Source organism: Piscinibacter gummiphilus (genome assembly GCF_032681285.1).
Lineage (GTDB): Bacteria > Pseudomonadota > Gammaproteobacteria > Burkholderiales > Burkholderiaceae_C > Rhizobacter > Rhizobacter gummiphilus_A.
In genome coordinates this window covers 635,048-658,214 of record NZ_CP136336.1, presented here as the reverse complement: position 1 = coordinate 658,214, position 23,167 = coordinate 635,048, and the positions used below count along the sequence as shown (strand labels likewise).

The 23,167-nt window shown below is 68.9% G+C and carries 19 protein-coding genes; 5 read left to right on the top strand and 14 right to left on the bottom strand.

Features of this window, described 5'->3' with window-relative positions:
• Positions 1–3 precede the first annotated feature (3 nt).
• Together RXV79_RS03160 and RXV79_RS03155 are read right to left on the bottom strand one after the other, a co-directional pair.
• Positions 4–1,071: an aminopeptidase gene (locus tag RXV79_RS03160; RefSeq protein WP_413816688.1), complete on the bottom strand. Its 1,068-nt coding sequence runs from the start codon at positions 1,069–1,071 to the stop codon at positions 4–6.
• 14 nt (positions 1,072–1,085) lie between these two features.
• Positions 1,086–3,137 carry a molybdopterin-containing oxidoreductase family protein gene (locus RXV79_RS03155; RefSeq protein WP_316702022.1) on the bottom strand — a complete coding sequence of 684 codons (2,052 nt, stop codon included), beginning with the start codon at positions 3,135–3,137 and terminating at the stop codon, positions 1,086–1,088.
• Between the two features lie 128 nt (positions 3,138–3,265).
• Here RXV79_RS03155 and RXV79_RS03150 point away from each other — a divergent pair, with 128 nt between their 5' ends.
• The 5 genes from RXV79_RS03150 to RXV79_RS03130 all read left to right on the top strand — a co-directional run bounded on the left by RXV79_RS03150 (position 3,266) and on the right by RXV79_RS03130 (position 7,640).
• Positions 3,266–4,399 carry an ABC transporter substrate-binding protein gene (locus RXV79_RS03150; RefSeq protein ID WP_316702021.1) on the top strand — a complete coding sequence of 378 codons (1,134 nt, stop codon included), beginning with the start codon at positions 3,266–3,268 and terminating at the stop codon, positions 4,397–4,399.
• A gap of 63 nt (positions 4,400–4,462) precedes the next feature.
• Positions 4,463–5,671, top strand: coding sequence for a M20 aminoacylase family protein (locus tag RXV79_RS03145; protein ID WP_316702020.1), 1,209 nt, complete (start codon positions 4,463–4,465; stop codon positions 5,669–5,671).
• 124 nt (positions 5,672–5,795) lie between these two features.
• Positions 5,796–6,104 (top strand): DUF1272 domain-containing protein, encoded by a 309-nt coding sequence (locus RXV79_RS03140; protein WP_316702019.1) that lies wholly within the window; start codon positions 5,796–5,798, stop codon positions 6,102–6,104.
• Positions 6,105–6,106: 2 nt separating this feature from the next.
• Positions 6,107–6,652 carry a cysteine hydrolase family protein gene (locus RXV79_RS03135; RefSeq protein ID WP_316702018.1) on the top strand — a complete coding sequence of 182 codons (546 nt, stop codon included), beginning with the start codon at positions 6,107–6,109 and terminating at the stop codon, positions 6,650–6,652.
• Positions 6,653–6,656: 4 nt separating this feature from the next.
• Positions 6,657–7,640, top strand: a complete 984-nt coding sequence (locus RXV79_RS03130; RefSeq protein ID WP_316702017.1) for a GlxA family transcriptional regulator — start codon at positions 6,657–6,659, stop codon at positions 7,638–7,640.
• On the opposite strand, the gene mdoH is transcribed toward RXV79_RS03130, so the two are convergent.
• The 12 genes from mdoH to RXV79_RS03070 form a co-directional block, all read right to left on the bottom strand.
• Positions 7,637–9,829 carry a glucans biosynthesis glucosyltransferase MdoH gene (gene mdoH, locus RXV79_RS03125; RefSeq protein ID WP_316702016.1) on the bottom strand — a complete coding sequence of 731 codons (2,193 nt, stop codon included), beginning with the start codon at positions 9,827–9,829 and terminating at the stop codon, positions 7,637–7,639. The genes RXV79_RS03130 and mdoH overlap by 4 nt on opposite strands.
• Positions 9,802–11,310 (bottom strand): glucan biosynthesis protein G, encoded by a 1,509-nt coding sequence (locus RXV79_RS03120; protein ID WP_413816687.1) that lies wholly within the window; start codon positions 11,308–11,310, stop codon positions 9,802–9,804. Before RXV79_RS03120 ends, mdoH begins: the two co-directional genes overlap by 28 nt.
• A gap of 318 nt (positions 11,311–11,628) precedes the next feature.
• Positions 11,629–12,984 (bottom strand): sigma 54-interacting transcriptional regulator, encoded by a 1,356-nt coding sequence (locus RXV79_RS03115; protein WP_316702014.1) that lies wholly within the window; start codon positions 12,982–12,984, stop codon positions 11,629–11,631.
• A gap of 19 nt (positions 12,985–13,003) precedes the next feature.
• Positions 13,004–13,681: a hypothetical protein gene (locus RXV79_RS03110; protein ID WP_316702013.1), complete on the bottom strand. Its 678-nt coding sequence runs from the start codon at positions 13,679–13,681 to the stop codon at positions 13,004–13,006.
• Positions 13,671–15,083 carry a sensor histidine kinase gene (locus RXV79_RS03105; protein ID WP_316702012.1) on the bottom strand — a complete coding sequence of 471 codons (1,413 nt, stop codon included), beginning with the start codon at positions 15,081–15,083 and terminating at the stop codon, positions 13,671–13,673. Before RXV79_RS03105 ends, RXV79_RS03110 begins: the two co-directional genes overlap by 11 nt.
• Positions 15,084–15,094: 11 nt before the next feature.
• A complete protein-coding gene (locus tag RXV79_RS03100) occupies positions 15,095–16,030 on the bottom strand; it encodes a M48 family metallopeptidase (RefSeq protein ID WP_316702011.1) in 936 nt (311 codons plus the stop codon).
• Between the two features lie 18 nt (positions 16,031–16,048).
• On the bottom strand, positions 16,049–16,804 hold the full coding sequence (locus RXV79_RS03095; RefSeq protein ID WP_316702010.1) for a lysophospholipid acyltransferase family protein: 756 nt from the start codon (positions 16,802–16,804) through the stop codon (positions 16,049–16,051).
• The gene (gmhB, locus tag RXV79_RS03090; protein WP_316702009.1) at positions 16,804–17,406 is read right to left on the bottom strand and encodes a D-glycero-beta-D-manno-heptose 1,7-bisphosphate 7-phosphatase; all 603 of its coding nucleotides are present in this window, start codon (positions 17,404–17,406) and stop codon (positions 16,804–16,806) included. Before gmhB ends, RXV79_RS03095 begins: the two co-directional genes overlap by 1 nt.
• A 20-nt stretch (positions 17,407–17,426) precedes the next feature.
• Entirely contained in the window at positions 17,427–19,565 is a 2,139-nt protein-coding gene (gene glyS, locus RXV79_RS03085; protein WP_316702008.1) for a glycine--tRNA ligase subunit beta, read from the bottom strand.
• Positions 19,565–20,494 (bottom strand): glycine--tRNA ligase subunit alpha, encoded by a 930-nt coding sequence (gene glyQ, locus RXV79_RS03080; protein WP_316702007.1) that lies wholly within the window; start codon positions 20,492–20,494, stop codon positions 19,565–19,567. Before glyQ ends, glyS begins: the two co-directional genes overlap by 1 nt.
• A gap of 55 nt (positions 20,495–20,549) precedes the next feature.
• Positions 20,550–22,145, bottom strand: coding sequence for an apolipoprotein N-acyltransferase (gene lnt / locus RXV79_RS03075; protein WP_316702006.1), 1,596 nt, complete (start codon positions 22,143–22,145; stop codon positions 20,550–20,552).
• On the bottom strand, positions 22,135–23,028 hold the full coding sequence (locus tag RXV79_RS03070; RefSeq protein ID WP_316702005.1) for a CorC family transporter: 894 nt from the start codon (positions 23,026–23,028) through the stop codon (positions 22,135–22,137). Before RXV79_RS03070 ends, lnt begins: the two co-directional genes overlap by 11 nt.
• Between the last annotated feature and the right edge of the window lie 139 nt (positions 23,029–23,167).

Below are 23,167 nucleotides of genomic sequence, written 5' to 3'. Positions count from 1 at the left end.
TCCTTAGCGCGCGAGTGTCGCCCGCCGCTCGGCCATCGGCAAGGCGGCCAGGCGCTTGACCTCGGCGTAGAAGCGTTCGAAGTCTCGACCTTCGCGCTCATACAACTGCTCGAATTGCGGCACCAGCTCGTTGTAGGCGGCCATCACGCCGAGCGACGCGTTGTTGGCGGTCGCAAACCAGTTGTCGTAGCCGGTGTAGCCGTTCCAGGGGCCGGCCTTCAGCGCCGCATGGTCGGCACGCAGGCGCGCCAGGCGGTCGGCCTTGGCGCGGCGCTTGGCCTCGTCGGTGAGCGTGCTGTTCGTGTAGATCGCCTCCAGGTCGGCGCGGGCCGAGAGCGCCAGGCGGCGGAACTCCTGCCGGCGCACATCGAGCGTGGCCGATTCCTGCATCGCCTGCGGGCTCGCATGCCGCTCCAGCCACAAGCGGCCGCCGATGCGCTCGACTGCCGTCGCGAAGGACTCGTTGAACATCGTGTCGCCCTTGGCATAGGCGATCTGGTGCGCCAGCTCATGGAACATCAGGTGCGCGAGGTCGCCCTCGGCCCAGCGCAGGAAGGTGTTGAGCAGCGGGTCGGCGAAGTAGTCGCCGGGCAGCTTGCCGAGCGTGGAATAGGCTGGAATGGACTGCACCACCGCCTCGTAGCCTTGCGTGCGCAGCTCGGCGGCCAGCGCGTCGGCATCTGCCTTGTCGTAGTAGCCGCGGTAGCCCACGCAACCCACGACCGGGAAGCACCAGGTCTTGAGCGTGAGGCTCAGCTCGGGCGCGGCGACCACGTTGTAGACGGCTGCGTTGCGGCCGAGGTCGGCGTAGCGGCGGTAGCTCGCGTTGTCGGGCAGCTTGAGTTCGCTCACCGCGAAGTCGCGCATGCGCTGGCTCAGGGCGAGGCGCTCCTTCAGGGGCGCGGCGGTCGTTTCATCGGCGAGCCACTCGGGCACCGGCCTGGCCTTGTTGAGCAGCGAGACGTGCCCACCCGCGGCCTGCGCGTAGTAGCCGAGACTGCTGCAGCCGCTGGTCAGGCACACGGCGCCCGCGGCCACGGCCGCGATGCCCACGAGACTCGCCAGCCCCATCAGCAGCCAGCGCTTCAAACCGCCCGCACGTCGACCAGGCAGTCGTAGAACGCCGGCCCACGGCCGAGGTCGGTGAGCTGCTGGTGCGTGACTTCGTTGACGTTGGTGCCGTCGGGGCCGAGCTTCCGCCACCACACCCCGAGGCCGTTGACGACACCGGGCCGCGCCCTTGGGCTCACCTGCAGTCGGCAACGGTACTCGCCGCGCTGGTTGAAGACCCGCACCATCTCGCCGCCCCGCAGCCCACGCGCCGAGGCGTCGTCGGCATGCATCTCGACGAGCGGCTCACCTTCGATGTCACGCAGGCTCTTCACGTTGACGAAGGTGGAGTTGAGGAAGTTGCGCGCCGGGGGCGAGATCATCGCGAGCGGGTAGTCACGCGCCAGTTGGGGCGACGACTGCACCGACTCGTAGTTCGGCACATGGTCGGGCACGCCGAGGCCGGGGGCGTCGATCATGCATTTGCCGCTCGGCGTGTTGAAGCCGCCGTGGGCAAACGGCGCGTCGGCAATCGGCAGCTTGACCCAGCCGACGGCGCGCAGCGTCTCGAAGTCCACCCCGTTCAACGCGTGGCGGGCGATGCTCTCATCGCTCTCGCGGAAGCACGGCTCGGTGAAGCCCATGTATTCGGCCAGCTCGCGGAAGACCTGCGTGTTGGGCTTGGCCTCGCCGAGCGGCGCGATGGCCGGCTCGTTGAACATCGCATAGGTGTGGCCGTAGCTCGTGTGCACGTCGAGGTGCTCGAGCTGCGTGGTGGCGGGCAGCACGTAGTCGGCGTGGTCGGCGGTGTCGGTCATGAAGTGTTCGAGCACCACGGTGAAGAGGTCGTCGCGCAGGAAGCCCTTCACCACCTTGGGCGACTCCGGTGCCACCGCCACCGGGTTGCTGTTGTAGACGACGAGCGCTTCGATCTTCGGGCCGAAGGCCGGCGATCTGTCTTCGAGCAGCGCATCGCCGATGGTGCTCATGTTGATGATGCGCGGGCGCTTGGCGGGCATCAGCTCGGGGTGCTGCAGGTGCGCGGCGTTGCGCGGGAACCAGCCCGAGGCCGACAGCAGCAGCCCGCCCGCCGGGTGGCGCCACGCGCCGACGAGGCACGGCAGGATGGCGATGAGCCGCGCCGCATTGCCGCCACCGCGCACACGCTGCATGCCGTAGTTGAGGCGGATGGCGGCGGGTTTCGTGGTGGCGTAGTCGCGGGCCAACTGGCGCACTTCTTCCGCGCTGATGCCGCACACCTCGGCCGCACGCTCGGGTGTCCATTGCAGCGCACGCTCACGCAGCTTGGGCCAGCCCTCGGTGTGGCGGTCGATGTAGTCCTGGTCGAGCCAGTCGTTGACGATCAGCTCGTGCATCAGGCCGAGCGCCAGCGCGCCATCGGTGCCGGGCAGCAGCGCGATGTGCTGATGGCATTTGTCGGCCGTCTCGGTCTTGCGCGGGTCGATGCAGATGAGCTTCGCGCCCTCGCGCTTGGCCTTCTGCGCGAAGGTCCAGAAGTGCAGGTTGCTCGCGATCGAGTTGCTGCCCCAGATGAGGATCAACTTGCTGTCGGCGTAGTGCTCCAGGTGCATGCCGACCTTGCCGCCGTAGGTGGCGGCGAGCGCGTCGCCGCCCGCCGCCGAGCAGATGGTGCGGTCGAGTTGCGAGGCGCCGAGCTTGTGGAAGAAGCGGCGGTCCATGCTCTCGCCTTGCAAGAGGCCCATGGTGCCGGCATAGCTGTAGGGCACGACGGCCTCGGGGTCGCGGGCCGCAATGGCCTTGAGGCGCGAGGCGATGTCAGCCAGCGCTTCCTCCCACGTCACCCGCACGAACTGCCCGCTGCCCTTGGGGCCCACGCGCTTCATCGGGTGCAGCACACGCTCGGGGTGGTAGGTGCGCTCGGGGTAGCGCGAGACCTTGGTGCACAGCGCGCCGTGCGTCGGCGGATGGTCGGGGTCACCTTGCACCTTGACCGCCTTGCCGTCTTCCACCGTCACGCGGATCGCGCAGGTGTCGGGGCAATCGTGCGGGCAGGCGGCGTGGATTGTGCGAATGGCGATTCGGTCGAACGCGGTGGTGCTGCTCATGCGAGGAACTATTGCACAAGGGTCTCCACAGAGCGTCGCGCGGGGCTAGGTCGGGCAAAACCTAGGGTTTACACTGAGTTCGCCTGGCGCGATCCGCCGGGTTTCGCTTTTTCGGACTCCACAACTCCATGAAACGCCGACACCTGCTCCAGCACCTGGCCGCCACGAGCGCCACCCTCGCCCTCCCCTCCACCTTTGCCCAATCCGAGCGCCGCATCGTGCTCGGCCAGTCGGCCGCCTTCAGCGGCCCGGCGGCCTACCTGGGCACGCAGATGAACCGTGGCGCCAAGATCTACTTCGACGCGCTCAATGCGACGGGCGGCGTGAACGGCCAGACCGTGGAGCTGCGCACGCTGGACGACGGCTACGAGCCCGAGCGTTGCAAGGCCAACACCGAGCGCTTCATCGACAAGGACAACGTGTTTGGCCTCTTCGGCTACGTGGGCACGCCCACCTGCCTGGCCGCGATGCCGCTGGTGCAGGAGAACCGCACCCTCTTCTTCGCGCCCTTCACCGGCGCGGAGTCGCTGCGCGAGCCCTTCAGCCGCAACGTCTTCCACGTGCGCGCCTCGTACTTCGACGAGACCGGGCTGATCGTGAAGCAGCTGCTCTCCATCGGCCTCACCAAGATCGCCGTCTTCTACCAGGACGACGCCTACGGCCAGGCCGGCCTCGCCGGTGTGAACCGCGCGCTCAAGGCCGCCAACCTCGCGCCCGTGGCCACCGGCACGGTCGAGCGCAACACCGTCAACGTGGCCCAGGCGGTCAAGACCATCACCGCTGCCATGCCCGAGGCGGTGGTGCAGATCAGCGCCTACAAGTCGTCGGCCGCGTTCATCCGCGAAGCGCGCAAGGCTGGCTACGGCGGCACCTTCTACAACGTGTCGTTCGTGGGCACACAGGCGCTGGCCGATGAGCTCGGCCGCGAAGCGCGCGGCATCATGATCAGCCAGGTGATGCCCTCGCCGTTCTCTACCACCTCGGCGCTGTCGCGCGAGTACCTGGCCGCCGTGGCCAAGGCCGGTGGCGACGCCACCGCCAACTACTCGAGCATGGAAGGCTACGTGGCGGCGAAGGTGTTCGCCGAAGGCCTCAAGCGCGCCGGCCGCAACCCCACCCGCGACAGCTTCATCACCGCGATGGAGTCGATCCAGAACCTGAACCTGGGTGGCTTCCCGGTCAACTTCGGCGCGCGTGACCACGTGGCCTCGCACTTCGTCGAACTGTCGATGCTGACGGAGGACGGCAAGGTTCGACGCTAAATCCAGGCCGGCTCCTCAAGATGGTCGGGTCAGTACACTGATCCGATCCCCAAGGAGCCCGGCATGCAGTTGATCGAATCCATCCTCGCCGACGCCGCCGCCGTCACCGCCCTGCGGCGCGACATCCACGCCCACCCCGAGCTGTGCTTCGAAGAGAAGCGCACTGCCGACCTGATCGCCAAGGCGCTCACCGACTGGGGCATCCCCATCCACCGCGGCCTCGGCACCACCGGCGTCGTCGGCATCGTCAAGGGCACGCGCGGCCACAGTGAACGCGCCGTCGGCCTGCGTGCCGACATCGACGCGCTGCCCATCACCGAGCACAACACCTTCCCGCATGCGAGCCAGCACCCCGGCCGCATGCACGCCTGCGGCCACGACGGCCACACCGCCATGCTGCTGGCCGCGGCCAAGCATTTCTCGAACGAGAAGAACCGCGACTTCGACGGCACTGTCTACCTTGTCTTCCAGCCTGCCGAAGAAGGCGGCGGCGGGGCGCGCGAGATGATCAAGGACGGGCTCTTCAAGCTGTTCCCGATGGAAGCGATCTTCGGCGCGCACAACTGGCCCGGCATGCCGGTGGGCCACTTCGCGGTGAAGAACGGGCCCTGCTTCGCCTCCAGCAACGAATTCAAGATCGTGATCCGCGGCAAGGGCTCGCACGCGGCGATGCCACACCTCGGCATCGACCCCGTGCCGGTGGCCTGCCAGATCGTGCAGGCCTTCCAGACCATCGTCTCGCGCAACAAGCGGCCCATCGACCCGGGCGTGATCTCGGTGACGATGATCCACACCGGCGAAGCGACCAACGTGGTGCCCGATTCGTGCGTGATGGAAGGCACGGTGCGCACCTTCACGCTGGAGCTGCTCGACCTCTTCGAGCAGCGCATGCGCGAGGTGGCCGAGCACACCTGTGCCGCCTTCGGCGCCGAGTGCGAGTTCGAGTTCGTGCGCAACTACCCGCCCACCATCAACCACCCGGCCGAGACGGCCTTCGTGCGCGAGGTGATGGCCGAGGTGGTCGGGCCGGAAGGCGTCGAGGAGTTCGAGCCGACGATGGGCGCCGAAGACTTCAGCTACTTCCTGCAAGAGAAACCCGGCTGCTACTTCCTCATCGGCAACGGCGACGGCAGCCACCGCATCGGCGGCCACGGCCTCGGGCCGTGCATGCTGCACAACCCGAGCTACGACTTCAACGACGAGCTGATCCCGCTCGGCGCGACGCTCTGGGTGCGGCTCGCGCACAAGTGGCTGGCCACGCCACGGGCCTGACGCAGGCGTGCCCGAAGCGGGCGCCCAGACCTGTCCGGAACTGATCGGTTCTCGTCGCCTGCCGCGGCGACAGAACTGATGCCTGCCCCTACGCTTGCAGGCATCATCACTTCTGGAGGAATCGATGCTCGACCTGCGACCCGTCTGCGAACACTGCGCGAAAGCCCTGCCCCCGGCGGCGCCCGACGCGATGATCTGCAGCTTCGAATGCACCTACTGCCGCGACTGCGCGACGGGGCTGCTGCACAACGTCTGCCCCAACTGCGGCGGCGGTTTCACCGCGCGGCCGGTGCGCCCGGCGCAAGAACGCAAGGGCGGCAACTTCCTCGGCGCCTACCCGGCGACCACGAAGGTCAAGCACCGGCCCGTTGACCTCGCCGCACATGCGCAGCTCGTCGCGCAACTCGAAGGCATCGCGCCGGAGGCCCGCTGACCATGAACACCGCCCTTCTCGTGATCGACGTGCAGGAGTCGTTTCGCCACCGGCCCTATTGGCAGAGCGAGCACCTCGAGGCCTTTCTCTCGCGCAGCAATGCGCTGATCGACGGCTGCGCCGCGCGCGGCATTCCGATCGTGCGCATCCTGCATGTCGACGGCGACGCGTCGTTCTCGCTCGCCTCGGGCCACGTGCGCCCGCTCGACGGCCTGGCCCGCTTCGACGCCGCGGCCGAGTTCCACAAGAATCGGCACAGCGCGCTGGTCGGCACCGGCCTGTCGGTGTGGCTGCAACAGCAGCGCATCCATCGCCTCATCGTGAGCGGCATCCGCACCGAACAATGCTGCGAGACCACCGCGCGCCACGCCAACGACGAAGGCTACGAGGTCGACTTCGTGCCCGAAGCGACGCTGACCTTCGACCTGACGCACAGCGACGGGTCGACGTTCAAGAGCGCCGACGTCGTGGCCCGCACGGCCGCCGTGCTGACCGGCCGCTTCGCGACCATCTGCACCGTGGAGCAGGCGCTGGCCCGTGCCGCGTGACGCCATGATCGACGTCCTCATCGTCGTGCCGCCGCGCAGTCTGCTGCTCGACGTGGCCGGCCCGGCAGAGGCGTTCCGGCTGGCCAACCAGCAGCTCGAACGGCAAGGCGAAGCCGCACGCTTCCGCCTGCGCTTCGCCGGCCCGCGCGCGGAAGCGACGACCTCGGTCGGCCTGCCGCTCGCGCAGCTGGAGCCGCTGCCCAAGACGCTGCCGCGGCCGACCTGGCTGCTGCTCGTCGGCCAGAGCAGCGACACGCTGCGCACGCCCGATGCGGCGAGCCGCGCGACGATCGACTGGCTGCAGCGCGACATGCGGCCGCTGCTGGCGCAGCGCGACACACCGCATCGGCTGCTGACGGTGTGCGCCGGCACGCTGATGGCCGCTCGCGCCGGCCTGCTCGACGGCCGGCGCTGCACCACGCACCACGACTACCTGGCGATGCTGCGCACGCTCGCCCCTGCGGCGGAGGTGGTCGACAACCGCGTGTTCGTGGTCGACGGCACGGTGGCGTCGAGCGCGGGCGTCACCGCCGGCATCGACCTCGCGCTGCACCTGATCGCCGACGCCTGCGGCGATGCCGTCGCGGCGGCGGTCGCGAAGACGATGGTGGTCTACCTGCGCCGCACGCCGCAGGACCCGGAGCTCTCACCGCTGCTCGCGCACCGCCATCACCTGCACCCCGCGTTGCACCGGGCGCAGGACGCGGTCTGCGAACGGCCCGAGGCCGAGTGGACGCTGGAGTCGCTGGCCGATGCCGCGCACGTGACGAGCCGCCACCTGCTGCGGCTCTTTGCCGAGCATGCAACCGTGTCGCCGATGGTCTATGTGGAAAAGATCCGCCTGGAGCGGGCGCGCCAGGCCCTGCAGCGCGGGGCGAGCGTGACGCGGGCGGCCGAGGCGGCGGGGTTCACGTCGGACCTGCAGCTGCGCCGCGCCTGGGGCCGCCATTTCAGCGGCACACCACGCGCGGCGCGTCTCTCGTCTTAGGCGCGCAGCGCTTCCACTTGCTCGCCATCGCGCCAGCTGGCGCGCATCTGGTTCGCATTCGCGGCCGCGAGCTGGTCGCGCACACGCACGATGCTCTGCGGCTCGCTCAGGAGGCGCATGCGGTGCTCCGCGCTCAGCTGCTCCGCGTCCTGGTTGGCGAGCAGGCCGCTCAGCATCAGCTTGCGTGCCTTGCCACGCGAACCCCAACTGGTGTTGCGCGGCCCCATGGCGCCGCGTACCACGTCGAAGAGCCACGGGTCGGTGAGCGCGTCGCGCCACTGCGGTGCCGGGTTGGCGCGCTTGGCATAGGCCCAGGCGCGGCGCAGCACCTGCGGTGCGCTGTGCTCCTCGGGAATCAGCAGCAGCCGGTTCGCCAGCAGGCGCTGGCCGAGAGCCGAGCGGCTGGTGAGCACGGTCAGCGGCACGGCGAGCATCAGCGGCAGCGCCATCGGCGCCAGCCACAGCGTGATCTCGGGTTGCAGCGCCAGCACGGCCGCCGCACCGGCCGCCACCACGCCGGTGGTCGGGCCGAAGCGGTGCAGTGCGTCGCGCCAGCCGATGTCGTTGGCTTCGCGCGGAGGCGATTTCCAGTCGAGCTTGAGACCCGTGAGGGCGACCACCACGAAGATGGTATGGGCCAGCATGCGCACCGGCGCCTGCAGGGCCGAGAGGCCAGCTTCGAGTGCGGCACCCCGGATCAGCGCCCGGGTGCCGCCATAGCGCTGCTGCTGCTTCGACGCCACGATCACGGCGACGCCCATCACCCGCGGCAGCATCAGCATCAACACGGTGACGAGCCAGAGGCCGGCGATCTCGATCGGCAGCGCCCCGCCCATCAGCGGGCGCTCGCCGAAGAGCCACAGCCCCGCGCCCACCAGCACCGAGGCCAGCCACAGCGGTGCCGAGAGATAAGCCATCGCACCCGTGCCGAGCATCGCACGGTGCACCGGGTGCAGGCCGGGCTCGGCGATCAGGCGGGCGTTCTGCAGGTTGCCCTGGCACCAGCGGCGGTCGCGCTGCAGTTCTTCGAGCAGGTTGGGCGGCTGCTGCTCGTAGCTGCCGTGCAGGTCTTGCACCAGCCACACGTGGTAGCCGGCACGGCGCATCAGCGCGGCCTCGACGAAGTCGTGCGACAGCAGCGTGCCCGAGAGGCCGCCGTGGCCCTTGAGCGGCGCCAGCGAGCAGTGCTTCATGAAGGGCTCGATGCGGATGATCGCGTTGTGCCCCCAGTAGTGCGACTCGCCCAGCTGCCAGTACGACATGCCCGCGGTGAAGAGCCGGCCAGCGACACGGCCCGAGAACTGCTGCGAGCGGGCGTGCACGGTGTCGAGGCCGCAGGCCTGCGGGGCGGTCTGCATGATGCCGGCGCTCGGGTGCGCTTCCATCAGGCGCACGAGCTTCACCAGGCAATCGCCGCTCATCACGCTGTCGGCGTCGAGCACGACCATGTAGCGGTAGAGGCGGCCGAAGCGGCGGCAGAAGTCGGCCACGTTGCCCGACTTGCGCTTGGTGCGGCGCTGGCGCCAGCGGTAATAGATGCGACCCGCCGAGCCGCACTCGTGGCGCAGCTGGCCCCACGCGGCCAGCTCGGCCGCGCGGATTTCAGGATCGCTGGTGTCCGACAGCACGTAGACGTCGAACAGACTCGATGCGCCGGTGGCGGCGAGCGACTCGCAGGTCGCGCGCAAGCCGGCAAAGACGGAGGCCACGTTCTCGTTGCAGATGGGCATCACGATGGCGGTGCGTGCGTCGCGGTGGATGGGCGCGTGGCCCACCGAGGCGGCCGACATCGCGTGCTTGTCGCCGCGCCACAGCACCCAGAAACCCATCATCGCGGTGTAGAAGCCCGCGGAGACCCAGGCGAAGAGCAGGCCGTAGAGGCCGATCTGCACCGCGCGGGCGAGGCCGGTCTGGTCGCTCGGCAGCATGTTGGACAGCAGGGTGGTGGCCCCCACGGCCGACGCCAGCACGAGCAGCATCAGCACACGGCGGCGCAGCCTGGCGGCGCGTTCCCAAGCCTGAGGCTCGCGCGCCACGGGCGCCGGGATGTCGGACGGTCGGCCCAGGAGCCGGTCGGCCAGGCTGCCCCAGAACCCGCGCCAGGGTCGGGCGACCATGGACCCGCGGAGCATGGCGGGCGTGCTGCGGCCGGGCGCAGCGCTCAATCCGGCTGAATGATGTTGGTCCATGTTTCGGTCAGGGCGCTGTCGCCGTTCTGGAGGAAGGCCCGCAGTTCCACCGGCTGGGTGGGCTGAAGACGGGTGACGCGCACGGTCATGCGCCAGGTGTTGGTGAGCGGATTGCGGTACGCATTGCGCTCGACGATGCGGCCGGCGGCATTGCTGCTGACCACCGCTTTCACCGGCGCATCGGCCGGCAGGTTGCGCAGCGCGGGGCCGTCGAAGTCGACGACGTACTGCAGCTCGTTCGGGTCACGCTTGGCCTTGCGGTCGATGAAGCCGTGGCCGAGGCGGCTCTGCACCGCCCAGCCCGCGGGCGGGCGCTGCTGTTGTTCGCCTTGCCAGTGCAGGCGGTACGCAAAATCGAGTGGCTGGCCGGCGGCGGGCAGCGTCGAAGGCACCCAGTAGGCGACCACGTTGTCATCGGTCTCGTCGGGCGTGTGCAGCAGCATCAGCTCGACGCGGCCGGGGCCCCAGTTGCCCACCGGCTCGACCCACGCGCTCGGGCGCTGGTGGTACTGCGCTTCGGTGTCTTCGTAGTTGGCCGCGGTGCGGTCGCGCTGCATCAGGCCGAAGCCCTTGGGCTCCTTCGATGCAAACGAGGTCACCAGCGTGCGCCTGGGGTTGATGAGCGGGCGCCACAGCCATTCGACGCCGCCCTTGCCGTCACCGCTCGCGACCATCAGGCCATCGCTGTCGTGCACCTCGGGGCGGAAGTCGGCCACGCGCGGCGTGTTCTCGCCGTGGTGGAACATGCTGGTGAGCGGAGCGATGCCGAGCGTGGCGATGGGCGAGCCCCCGGCACGCAGGAAGAGACGCGCCTGCACGTCGGCCACGGAGTTGTCACCCGGGCGCAGCGTGAAGCGGTAAGCGCCGGCCGCACGCGGCGAGTCGAGCAGAGCGTGGATCACGAGCGAGGTGGCACCGGGCGCGGGCCGCTCGATCCAGAACTCGCTGAAACGCGGGAACTCCTCGCCGCTGCCGCCGACGGTGTCGATCGCGAGGCCACGCGCCGAGAGGCCGTAGTGCTGGCCCTTGCCCAAGGCGCGGAAGTAGCTCGCGCCGAGAAAGACCACCAGCTCGTCCTTGTAGGCCGGGTTGTTGAGCGCGTAGTGCACGCGAAACCCTGCGAAGCCGAGGTCGCCCCATGTCGACGGCGAGAGCTTGTTCCGGCCGTAGTCGAAGTCGTTCTTGTCGAACGCGACGTGGCGCACGCCCTGCGGCGTGATCTCGTGGATCTGCACCGGCAGCGTCTGGAACTTGCCGAGGTGGAAGAAGGCCAGCTCGAAGGGCAGGCCCTCTTTCTTCCACAGCGCACGCTCGGGCTTGAAGCGGATGTCGCGGTAGCCGTCGTAGTCGAGGGCTTTCAGCTCGGCGGGCAGTTGCTCCTTCGGCGCGACGTAGGGCTTGGTGGCAAGTTGGCGGGCGCGCTCGGCGACGTCGTCGAAGCCGAAGGCGCGGGCGTCCCACACGCAGAGCACGGCGAGCACGAAGAGCAGCAGGCCACGTGTCGCCGTGCGGCGAACCACGGACTCGGTGGGCGCAAGAAGAGTGAGGGCGAGGAACAAAGGCGCGGGGTGTTGTTGAAAGAAGCACAGCCCGACGGTGGGCTGCACGCTTCCTAGGGCAACGCCCGTGCCAATTCACTAAAAGTCTTGTAGATCAATCACTTGCGTGCAAGCGTCGGCCGCCCGCACTGCGCGGCCGCGCCAAAGGGCGCAGAAACCGCGTTTTTTGTCGCCGCATGGCGACAACTCCTCACGCAAGCCGCTGCAAGTGCTTGATTTTGCTGGGCCTGCGCCCTGTCTCTACTCAGCGACAGGCGGCTCGGCCTTGAACTGACCCGGGGTCAGCCCGTGCCGCTGCAGCAGCCGGTAGAACTCGGTGCGGTTGCGGTCGGCCAGCCGCGCGGCGTCGGCCGCGTTGCCGTCGGTGAGCTTCAAGAGCCCCACCAGGTAGTCGCGCTCGAAACGCTCGCGCGCCTGCGCATAGGTGAGCACTTCCACGCTCGGCACGCGCAGTGCACGCTGCACGAGCGTCAGCGGGATCAGCGGCGTGGTGGTCAGCGCACAGACCTGCTCGACCACGTTGTGCAGCTGACGCACGTTGCCGGGCCAGGGCGCCGTGGTGAGCGCCTTCATCGCATCGGGCGCGAAGCCGGTGAGGCGCTTGTCGTACTTGGCCGTGAGCTTCGACAGGAAGTGGTTGGCCAGCAGCGGGATGTCTTCGCGCCGCTCGCCCAGCGTGGGCAGGTGCAGCGAGACGACGTTGAGCCGGTAGTACAGGTCTTCGCGGAACTGGCCCTGCGCCATCAGCGCATCCAGGTCGCGGTGCGTGGCCGAGAGGATGCGCACGTCGACCGGCACCGACTGCGTCGCCCCCACCGGGCGCACCGAGCGCTCCTGCAGCACGCGCAAGAGCTTCACCTGCAGGGCGGGCGGCATGTCGCCGATCTCGTCGAGGAAGAGCGAGCCCCCGTCGGCGGCGACGAAGAGGCCGGTGTGGTTCGTGACCGCGCCGGTGAAGGAGCCCTTCACATGGCCGAAGAGTTCGGACTCGAGCAGCGCCTCGGGGATGGCGCTGCAGTTGACGGCGACGAAGGGCTTGGCCGCGCGCGGGCTCGCGCGGTGGATGGCCTGCGCCAGGAGCTCCTTGCCGCTGCCGCTCTCGCCGCGGATGAGCACGCTGGCGTCGGACGCGGCCACCATCTTCGCCTCCGACAGCAGCTCGGCCATGCGGTTGGAGCGGCTGACGATGGACTCGCGCCATCCGTCGTTGCCGGTCGCGGTGTCGACGGCCGGGGCGGCGAGGGCGAGCGCTTCGTTGACCTTGTCGAGCAAGGCCTTGCCGTCGAACGGCTTGGTGAGGTAGCTGAAGACGCCGCGTGCCGTGGCGTCGACTGCGTCGGGAATCGTGCCGTGCGCCGTGAGCAGGATCACCGGCAGCGCCGGGTGGCGCGAGTGGATCTCGTCGAAGAGCGCGAGGCCGTCGCGCCCGGGCAGTTGCACGTCGCTCACCACGAGCTGCGGGCGCGCCACGGCCAGTTGCGTGAGCGCGGCTTCGGCCGACTCGACCGAGGTGACGCGGTGGCCCGCCGCCGTGAGCCGCATCGACAGCAGCTTCAGCAGGTCGGGGTCGTCGTCCACCAGGAGCAGGTTGGCCATGGCGTCGCGCCTCTTGGGCTCAGGGCGCCTTCGGCGCGGCGGGAGGCGGCGCGGGCGGGGCGGCCGGCGGCGTGGCGGGTGCCGGCCCGCCACCCGTGGGGCGGTTGGCCATGCTGCGCTCGATGGCCTTCAGCGCCTCGAGTTTCTCGTTGAGCTGCTGCAGGGTGCGCTGCTGGTCGCGGTTGCGCGTGGCCTCGCGGTTGAGCGCGTCTTCGAGCCGGCGCTGCTCCAGCACCCGGCCGAGCAGCAGGCGCGCAAGCGGCTGCCAGGGCGCGAGTTCGGGTGCGCTCGACTTGGTGATGGGCTCCAACAGCGCCACGGCACGCGCCACGTCGCCGCCGTTGTGCTGCTGCGCGAGTGCCAGCGCGAGTTCGAGCACCACATCGGGCGGCGCGGCCGTGGGGGTGGCCGACACCGCGGCATTCAAGCGGTTGATCTCGTTGGCCAGGTCTTGCGGCGACATCTGGCGGATCTGTTCGTGATAGGCCAGGAGCCGTCGGGCCGCCACGTCGGCCGGCTCGGGCTGGGCCGGGGGCGCGGGCACGACGACGACCTTCGGCGCCGGGGCCTCGGCCGGCACCGGGGCCGCGGCGGGCATGGGTTTGGGCGGCGGCGACATGCAGGCCTGCAGCAGCAGCACCCCCATCACGCTCGACACCGTGTGGACAGACAGACCCAGGACTGATTTAACGCGCATGCGGCAATTCGATATGAAAGTGGGCCCCGGGGCCGTCGTCCTGCAGTTCGACCACACCGCCATGCGCGGTGATGTACTCGTGCACGATCGACAGGCCGATGCCGGTGCCGCGCACCGCGTCGCTCGGCTGCCGCTCGCCGCGGTAAAAGGGCTCGAACACACGGGCCCGGTCAACGGCGGCCACACCAGGGCCCTGGTCGACGATGTCGATGCAGGCACGACCCGGCACGCGGGTCACGCAGAGGCGGATGGTAGCGCCCGGGGGACTGAACCTGATCGCGTTGGAGAGCAGGTTGCCGAGCGCCGTTCCCAGCTTGTCGGGGTCGACTTCGGCCCAGAGGGCGTCGCCCTCGACCTTCACCGCCAGCTGGCGGGCCTGCCATTGCAGGCGCTGGCGTGCGACGAGGCCTTTCAGCAGGCCGGTCAGCTCGACCCGCTGGCGCACGAGCTTGCGCGCTTCGAACGCAGCGGCGTTGAAGCGCAGGAGGTCTTCGATCTGGCTCTGCAGCAGCGCCGTGTTCTGCCGCAGGATGCGCGCGACCTCCTTCTGGTCGTCGCTGAGCGTGCCGGTCACGCCCTCTTCCAGCAGAGAAACCCCTTCGCGCAACGCGGCCAACGGCGTCTTCAGCTCGTGCGACACATGGCGCAGGAAGCGCGACTTGTCGGAATCGAGTTCGGCCAGGCGCAGGCGCAGCCACTCCAGCCGGCGGCCAAGCAGGCGCACGTCGGACGGGCCGCGGATTTCGATCGGCTGGTCGAGGCGGTTCTCGCCCAGGCCGATCACCGCCTGCTCCAGTCGCTTGAGCGGCCGGGCGAGCCAGAGGCCGAAGACGAAGGCCAGCAGCACGGCGACGACGATCGCGATCAGCATCTGCCGCCCCAGCTCGGCGCGCCCGGCTTCCAGCTCGCTCATCAGCACCTGGTTGCGCTGCTCGGTGGTCACGCGCACCTGGTTGGCGATGGTGTCGTTGATGCCTTCGAGTTCGCGGAAGGCATTGGTGATCGAGGCCTCGCGCTCGCGCAGGTCGGCTGGCGTGCCCTTGAGCTGATCTTCGATGCCCGACTCGTGTGCCTGCCACTCGGCGGCGAGGTTGGCCGAGACGAGGTTGTCGGCCAGGCGCTTGAGCGCGTCGCGCGCATCGCGGCCGGCTTCTTCGAAACGCTGGCGCAGCACCGGGTCTTCGAGCACGAGGTACTGGCGGGCAGAGCGCTCCATCGCCACCGTGCGCTCGGCCAGCAACTGCGCGTCGGCGGTGTGCGCGACGGCACGGCGCGCGCCGTCGCTGCTCTGGCGCAGCAGCTTCTCGAGCGTGAAGAGGCCGCGCAGCGAGGCGGCGCTCAGCAGCGCGGCGATCAACAGGAAGGCGACCAGCAGCAGCTGGCGGAAGGAGTAGCGATGCACGGGGCCCGACCTTAGTCGAACACGGGTAACACGTCGTCCTTGAGGGTGCTGCGGACCTGCTCGTAGTCGGGCATCACCGAGCGCACCACATCCCAGAAGCGCGGGCTGTGGTTCATCTCGCGCAGGTGGGCCAGCTCGTGGGCGACCACGTAGTCGATCTGCGGCATCGCGAAATGGATCAGGCGCCAGTTGAGGCGGATGGAGCCGTCGGCCCCGGCGCTGCCCCAGCGCGTCTGTGCCGACGAGAGCGAGAGCCGCGTGTAGCGGACGCCGAGCTGCTGCGCGAAGTGCGTGAGACGCTCCTCGAACACCCGCCGCGCCTGGCGCTGCAGCCAGCTCTGCACCACGTCGCGGATCTGCTCCGGCGTGGCGGTGTGCGGCAGGCCCACGTGCAGCGTGAGGCGCGGCACGCCGGGCAGCGCGTCGCCATCGGCATTGAGCACCGCGCCACCACGCGTGAGGCCGGCGCGCACATCGAGCACGACAATCACGGTCTCGCCGAGAAAGGGGATGCCGGTGCCGTCGCGCCAGTCGACCTTGGCGGCCTGCAGGCGCTGGGCACGCTCCTGCTGCTCGGCGAGCTTGCGCAGGATCCAGTCGCCCTTCTCGCGCAGTGCCGATTCGATCTCGCCGAGGCCCACCCACTTGGGCGCGGCCACGCTCAGGCCTTCCATGCCAACGACGAAGCCGATGCTCTTGCGGCGCGCACGGCGCAAGGCATAGGCGACGGTGTGCTCGCGCAGGCGGATCTCGCGCTGGGCGTTGGGGTGGCGGAAAACGGCAGGGGCCAGCACGTCGGCGATGGGCACGGCAGGCGGCGCAGGAAGGGCGGGTGGCGGCTCGACCCTGGGTGCAGGCACCGCGAGAGGCGCGGCCTCCAGCGGAGTCGGCGCTTCATCGAACAGCGAAAGCTGCGAGGTCGATGGAGCCGGCGTGCCACGGGTCATGAGCCGCGATTCTAGGTTCTAGGTTCCGGCGCTCTGGCCTGGATACGCTTCCGGATCGAGCCGGCGCATCTCGGTCTCGATCCACGCCTCGACCTCGCGCATCAGCTCGTCGGGCTCGCGGCCCTCGGACGGAATGGGCTTGCCGATCGACACGTCGACGATGCCCGGCCGCAGCAGGAAGGACTTGCGCGGCCAGCAGCGCGCGGAGGTCACCGCGATGGGCACCACCGGCCGGCCGGTCGAACAGGCGAGGCGCGTCCCGCCCGCCTTGTAGGTGCCCTTCTGGCCGCGCGCGGCGCGCGTGCCTTCGGGAAACATGATGACCCAGTTGCCCGCGTCCATCAGCCGCTTGCCTTGCTCGGCCACCTTGCTCCACGCCTCGTTGCGCTTGCTGCGGTCGATGTGGATCATGTCCATGCGCGCCATCGCCCAGCCGAAGAAGGGGATGTAGAGCAGCTCGCGCTTGAACACGTAGGCGAGCGGGTGCGGCATCAGCGAGGGGAAGAAGAAGGTCTCCCACGTCGACTGGTGCTTGGGCAGCAGGATCACGCCGGTGTCGGGCAGGTTCTCCATGCCGGTGACGCGCGGCTTCACGCCGCAGACCACGCGGCAGATCCACATCGACTGCATCAGCCAGCCAGCGCAGGCCCAGTACATCTTGTCGCCGCGCACGAAGGCCGAATAGATGATGACCGCGATGGCCCACGGGATGACCGTCACCGCCATCCACAGCACGAAGAAGGCCGAGCGCAACGCATACCAGAGGGTGCGCATCAGTCGAGCCTCCCGAAGCCGGAATCGACCTTGCCGGTGCGCGCCGTGCGCTCGCGCTGGATCATGTATTCGGCGAAGGCCGCGAGATCGGCGTGCACCTGGAGCTCGGGGATCTGCTGCTCCAGCAACGCGATCTGCGCGTCGCCGAGCGCCGCGCCCTTGCCGGTGCGCACGAGGTGCGGCGGGCAGCCGGCCGCGACGGCGGCTTCGAGGTCGCGGGCCGAGTCGCCCACGACCGGCACCTTGCGCAGGTCGACGCCGTAGCGCTCGCCGATCTGTTCATACAGGCCCGGGAGCGGCTTGCGGCAGCCGCATTGGTCTTCTGGGGCGTGCGGGCAAAAGAAGACCGCGCCGATGCGGCCGCCCACACGCGCGAGCGCGGCATTCATCTTGGTGTGCATTGCGTTCAGGGCCGCCATGTCGAAGAGGCCGCGGCCGAGGCCCGATTGGTTGGTGGCGATCACGGTCTGCCAGCCGGCCTGGTTGAGCCGCGCGATGGCCTCGAGCGCGCCCGGCAGCGGCACCCACTCGTCGACCGACTTGACGAAGTCGTCACGGTCCTCGTTGATGGTGCCGTCGCGGTCGAGGATGATGAGGTTCATCGCACCCTGCTCGTGTCGCATCACGTGGCCAATCGGGACAGGTCGGCGACGCGGTTCATGGCCGCGTGCAGGGTGGCGAGCAGGCCGAGACGGTTGGCCCGCAGCGCGGCGTCTTCCGCGTTGACCATCACCTTGTCGAAGAAGGCATCGACCGGCTCCTTGAGCGCCGCCAGGGCCTGCAACGACGCGGTCTGATCCCCCGCGTCGAACGCGGCATCGGCTTTCGGTTTCACCTTCTGCAGCGCCTCGTACAGCGCCGCCTCGGCCGGCTCCTGCAGGAGCGCAGCGTCGACCTTGGCCTCGACCGTGCCTTCGGCCTTCTTCAGGATGTTGCCCACGCGCTTGTTCGCGGCGGCAAGCGAAGCCGATTCGGGCAGCGAGGCAAACGCGCGCACCGCCGCCAGGCGCTTGGGCACCTCGCTCGGTGCGGGGCGCAGCGCCAGCACTGCGTCGACCTCGTGCGCGCTGTAGCCCTGCTCGCGCAGCGTGCCGGCGAGGCGCTCGTAGATGAAGGTGGCGAGCGCATCGGTCGGGTCGTCGATCAGCGTGCCGAAGGCCGGCACCGCCGCCTTGGCCAGTTCTTCCACCGACAGATGCAGGTGCTTTTCGATCAGGATGCGGATGACCCCGAGCGCATGGCGACGCAAGGCGAACGGGTCCTTGTCGCCGGTGGGCAGCTGGCCGATGCCGAAGAGACCGACGAGCGTCTCCAGCTTGTCGGCCAGTGCGAGCACGGTGCCGGTGTGGTTGCGCGGCAGCGAGTCGCCCGCGAAGCGCGGCTTGTAGTGGTCTTCGATCGCGATGGCCACGCCGTCGCGCAGGCCTTCGTGGCGGGCGTAGTAGCCGCCCATCACGCCTTGCAGCTCGGGGAACTCGCCCACCATGTCGGTCAGCAGATCGGCCTTGGCCAGCTGCGCGGCTTCGCGCACCTTGCTGTCGAGCACGTCGAAGTGGTCCTTGTCGTCGACCGAGTACGGCACGGTGGACAGGCGCAGCAGGTTGACGATCGCGTGGCCGATGGCCTGCACACGCTCGGCGCGTTCGCCTTGCGTTCCCAGCTTGCCGTGGTAGACCACCTTGGCCAGGCCGGGCACGCGCGAGGCGAGCGTCTTCTTGCGGTCCTGGTCGAAGAAGAACTTGGCGTCGGCCAGACGCGGGCGCACCACGCGCTCGTTGCCGCCGATCACGCGGCCCGGGTCTTCGGGGCGGATGTTGCTGACGATGAGGAACTTGTTGGTCAGCTTGCCGTGCGAATCGAGCAGCGGGAAGTACTTCTGGTTGGCCTTCATCGTGAGGATGAGGCATTCCTGCGGCACATCGAGGAACTCTTTCTCGAACTCGCACAGCAGCACGTTGGGCCGCTCGACCAGCGCGGTGACTTCATCGAGCAAGACCGGGTCGTCGATGGGGGTCAGCCCCAGCCTGCCCGCCTCGTGCTGCAGCTGGCGCACGATCTCGGCGTGGCGGTGTTCGAAGCTCGCGAGCACCGCGCCCTGCTCTTCGAGCTGCTTCGCGTAGTGGTCGGCGTCCTGCACCACCACCGGGTCGACCTTCGCCTCGAAGCGGTGGCCGTGGGTCGCACGGCCGGCGCTGAGGCCGAGCACGCTCACCGGCACCACATCGGCGCCGTGCAGCGCGACGAGCCCGTGGGCGGGGCGGACGAAGTTCACGCTGCTCCATCCGTCGGCCAGCTGGTACTGCATGACCTTGCGGATGGGCAACTGGGCGAGTGCCTTGTCTAGCGCTTCCTGCAGCGCGGCGGCGAGCGTCATGCCCTTGGCGGTGCTGTCGAAGAAGAGCGCTTCGGCCTTGCCATCAACCTGGCGGCGCAGCTGCGGCACGACCGAAGCGTCGGCTCCGACACTTGAAAGCTTCTTGAGCAAGGCCGGTGTCGGCTGGCCATCGGCGGTGAGGCCTACGCTGACCGGCACGAGCTTGAGCGACACCGCCTTGTCGTCCGCCTGCACCCGCACCGCGCTGATGTGCACGGCAAGACGGCGTGGCGATGCATAGGAGGTGACGGCCGAATGCTCGGTGCTGAGGCCGTTGGCCTTCAGGCTGTCGGCGAGCACCGACGAGAACGAGGCCCCGAACTTCTTCAGGTCTTTCGGCGGCAGCTCTTCGACGAAGAGTTCGACCAGCAGGTTCTTGGTGGTCATCAGGCGGCCTTCTTCTCGTCGTCTTTCTTGAGCTTGGCGATGACCTCATCGGCCCAAGCTTTCGGTGCCATCGGAAAGCCCAGGCGGGCCCGGCTGTCGAGGTAGCTCTGCGCCACGCTGCGCGAGATGTTGCGGATGCGGCCGATGTAGGCCGCGCGCTCGGTGACGCTGATCGCGCCACGCGCATCGAGCAGGTTGAAGGTGTGGCCGGCCTTGAGCACCTGCTCGTAGGCGGGCAGCGCGAGCTGCTGCTCCATCAAATACTTGGCCTGCTTCTCGTGCGCGGCGAAGGCCTGCAGCAGGAAGTCGACGTCGGAGTGCTCGAAGTTGTAGGTGCTCTGCTCGATCTCGTTTTGCAGGTACACGTCGCCGTAGCTGAGCGTGTCTGTCCACTTGAGGTTGTAGACGTTGTCGACGCCCTGCAGGTACATGGCGAGGCGCTCCAGGCCGTAGGTGATCTCGCCGGTGATGGGCTTGCACTCGATGCCACCGACCTGCTGGAAGTAGGTGAACTGCGTGACCTCCATGCCGTTGAGCCACACCTCCCAGCCCAGGCCCCAGCAGCCGAGCGTGGGGTTCTCCCAGTCGTCTTCGACGAAGCGCACGTCGTTGCTCTTCAGGTCGAAGCCGAGCGCTTCGAGCGAGCCGAGGTAGAGGTCGAGGATGTTGTCGGGCGCGGGCTTGAGCACCACCTGGTACTGGTAGTAGTGCTGCAGGCGGTTGGGGTTCTGGCCATAGCGGCCGTCTTTCGGGCGGCGGCTGGGCTGCACGTAGGCGGCCTTCCAGGGCTCGGGGCCGAGCGCGCGCAGGAAGGTGGCGGTGTGGCTGGTGCCGGCTCCGACTTCCATGTCGTAGGGCTGCAGCAGGGCGCAGCCCTGGCGGTCCCAGTAGTCTTGCAGGCGCAGGATGATTTGCTGGAAGGTCAGCATGGGTGGCATTCGCGACGGAAACGCGCGATTTTAGGGGCCGCCCCGCCCTCGCCCGTCACTCTTTGCGGCGCAGGGGCAGCGTCATGAGCATCAGCACGATCGCCAGCGCCAGCAGCGGCCAGAGGCCATAGCGCGACGCCCACCACGCATACGGCGTCAGCCCTTGCCGGCCTTCGACCTGTGCTTCGAGCACGCCCTGGGTGAAGTAGGGCAACGCGTGCGTCACGACGCCGTGGTGGTCGATCACCACCGTGGCGCCGGTGTTGGTGGCGCGCACCATCGGCCGCTGGAACTCGAGCGCGCGCATGCGCGAGATGCCGAGGTGCTGGTTGACGGCGATGGTGTCGCCGAACCAGGCGATGTTGCTGATGTTGGCGAAGATGGTGGGCGCTTCGTCCATCTGGGCGAAGCGCGCCGCCAGCTCTTCGCCGAACAAGTCTTCGTAGCAGATGTTGGGCGCGATGCGCTCGCCCTTGAAGGCGAACGAGGGCGGCACACGCAGGCCGCGGCTGAAGTCACCGAGCGGGATGTTCATCATCTCGGTGAACCAGCGAAAGCCGGTGGGAATGAACTCGCCGAAGGGCACCAGGTGGTGCTTGTCGTAGCGGTAGTAGCCGCCGGGCCACTTGAGCGTGTCGCGCGAGAGGCCGACCACCGAGTTGGTGTAGCCCGCCTCGAAGCTGCCGAGCGGGCGCCCGATCAAGGCGGCCTGCTCGCCCTGGAAGTGCAGCGCGAGCGGCTTCCAGTAGTTGGTCGGCAGCTGCTCGGGCAGCAACGGCACCACCGTCTCGGGGCCGATCACCAGCTGACCCTTGGCCGCGAGCAGCTGGCGCTGCGCCCATTCCAGCGTCTGCGGGAGGGTGGTCTCGGCGAACTTCTGGTCTTGCGGCACGTTGCTCTGCAGCAGCGTGAGGGTGAGGGTGCTGGTCGGGCGGGTGAAGGGCACCGGCTTGATGAGCGCGAGCGCCACCAGCGCCGTCACGCTCACACCGAGGCCCAGCACCGCACCGGCACCGCCGCGGCCCGTGATGCGCATGCCCAGCACCAGGCCAGCGCCCAATGCAGCGCAGACGAAGCCCACGCCGTAGACACCGATCCACGGCGCAAGATTTGCCACCGGGCTTTCGATGTGGGCGTAGCCCGAGGCGGCCCAGGGGAAGCCGGTGAAGATCACGCCACGCGCCAGCTCGGCCAGCAGCCAGCAGGCGCCGAAGAGCAGGGCGTCAAGCAGCGGCCGATGGCGGCGCAGCCTGGCGAAGACCGCCATCACGACGGCCAGGTACAGACCCAGCACCGCATTGAGTGCCAGCACGGCCAGGGCCGCCATCCACGACGGCAGCCCGCCGTACTGGTGCATGCTGATGTAGAGCCACCAGGTGCCCGTCGAGCCCCAGGCGATGGCGAACACCCAGGCCACGAGGGCGGCACGGCGCGGGCTCGCGCGGCTCACCTGCCAGGCGAGGCCGGCCACGCAGAGCAGCTGCAGCCACCAGACGGCCGGGTACGCCGTGGGCAGGGCATGGCCCGCACCGAGCAGGCCGGCGAGCAGGATGTCGAGGCCCAGCAGCAGGGCGTCGGAGCCGGAACTGCGAAGGCCCTTGCGCCGGCCCGCGCCAGGTGCCGGGGCGCGGGGCGAGCGGTCACGCACCATCGGTGCCCACCGCGACTTCCGGCGCCCGTGTGACCTTGAACCAGCGCACCGCGCCGCCGCGGGTGAGCATCACGGTGAAGATCAGGCTGCCCAGCGGCACCGACTCGCCACGCCGCGGCACGCGGCCGAGCGCCTGCGCGACCAGGCCGCCGATGGTGTCGAACTCGTCTTCGGGCAGACTGACGACGAAGGCCTCGTTGACGGCCGAGATCTCGGCATCGCCCGCCACGCGGTGGCTGCCGTCGGCGAGCGTGTAGATGCCGGTTTCGCTGTTCTTGTCGTCGAACTCGTCTTCGATCTCGCCGACGATCTCTTCCAGCACGTCCTCGATGGTGATGAGGCCGGCGGTGTTGCCGAACTCGTCGATCACCATCGCGAGGTGGTTGCGGTTGACGCGGAAGTCGCGCAGCAGCTCGTTCAGGCCCTTCGATTCGGGCACGAAGACCGCAGGGCGCAGGAGGGTGCGCAGGTTGAGTTCGGGCGCACGCTGCAGCTTGAGCAGGTCTTTGGCCATCAGCGTGCCGATGATGTTCTCGCGCTTGCCCTCGTAGACGGGGAAGCGCGAGTGGCCGGTGTCGATGACGACTTCGAGCAGCTCGTCGTAGGGGGAATCGATGTCGAGCACGTCCATGCGCGGTGCTGCGACCATCGCGTCGCCGGCCGTGAGGTCGGCCATGCGGATCACGCCTTCGAGCATCATGCGCGACTCGGGCGCGATCAGCTCGCGATGCTCGGCATCGGCCAGCGTTTCGATCAGTTCGTCTTTCGAGTCGGGGCCGGGGGAGACAAATTCGATCAGGCGCTCGAACAGGCTGCGCTTGTCGACGTGAGCTGCGTGTTTGTCAGCACCCTTGGGGTATCGACTCGGGTGAGGGTCAGCCATCAGGCCGCTTTGGGAGAAGTTCGGACCCCAAAAGCTTAACTGAAGCCACGGCCGGCGCCGGCAGATGCTTGACACATCTGGTACCTTGAACCCTTTCAGGTCGCCCCCACGTGGGGCGTTTCCCATCGCCAACTCCGGG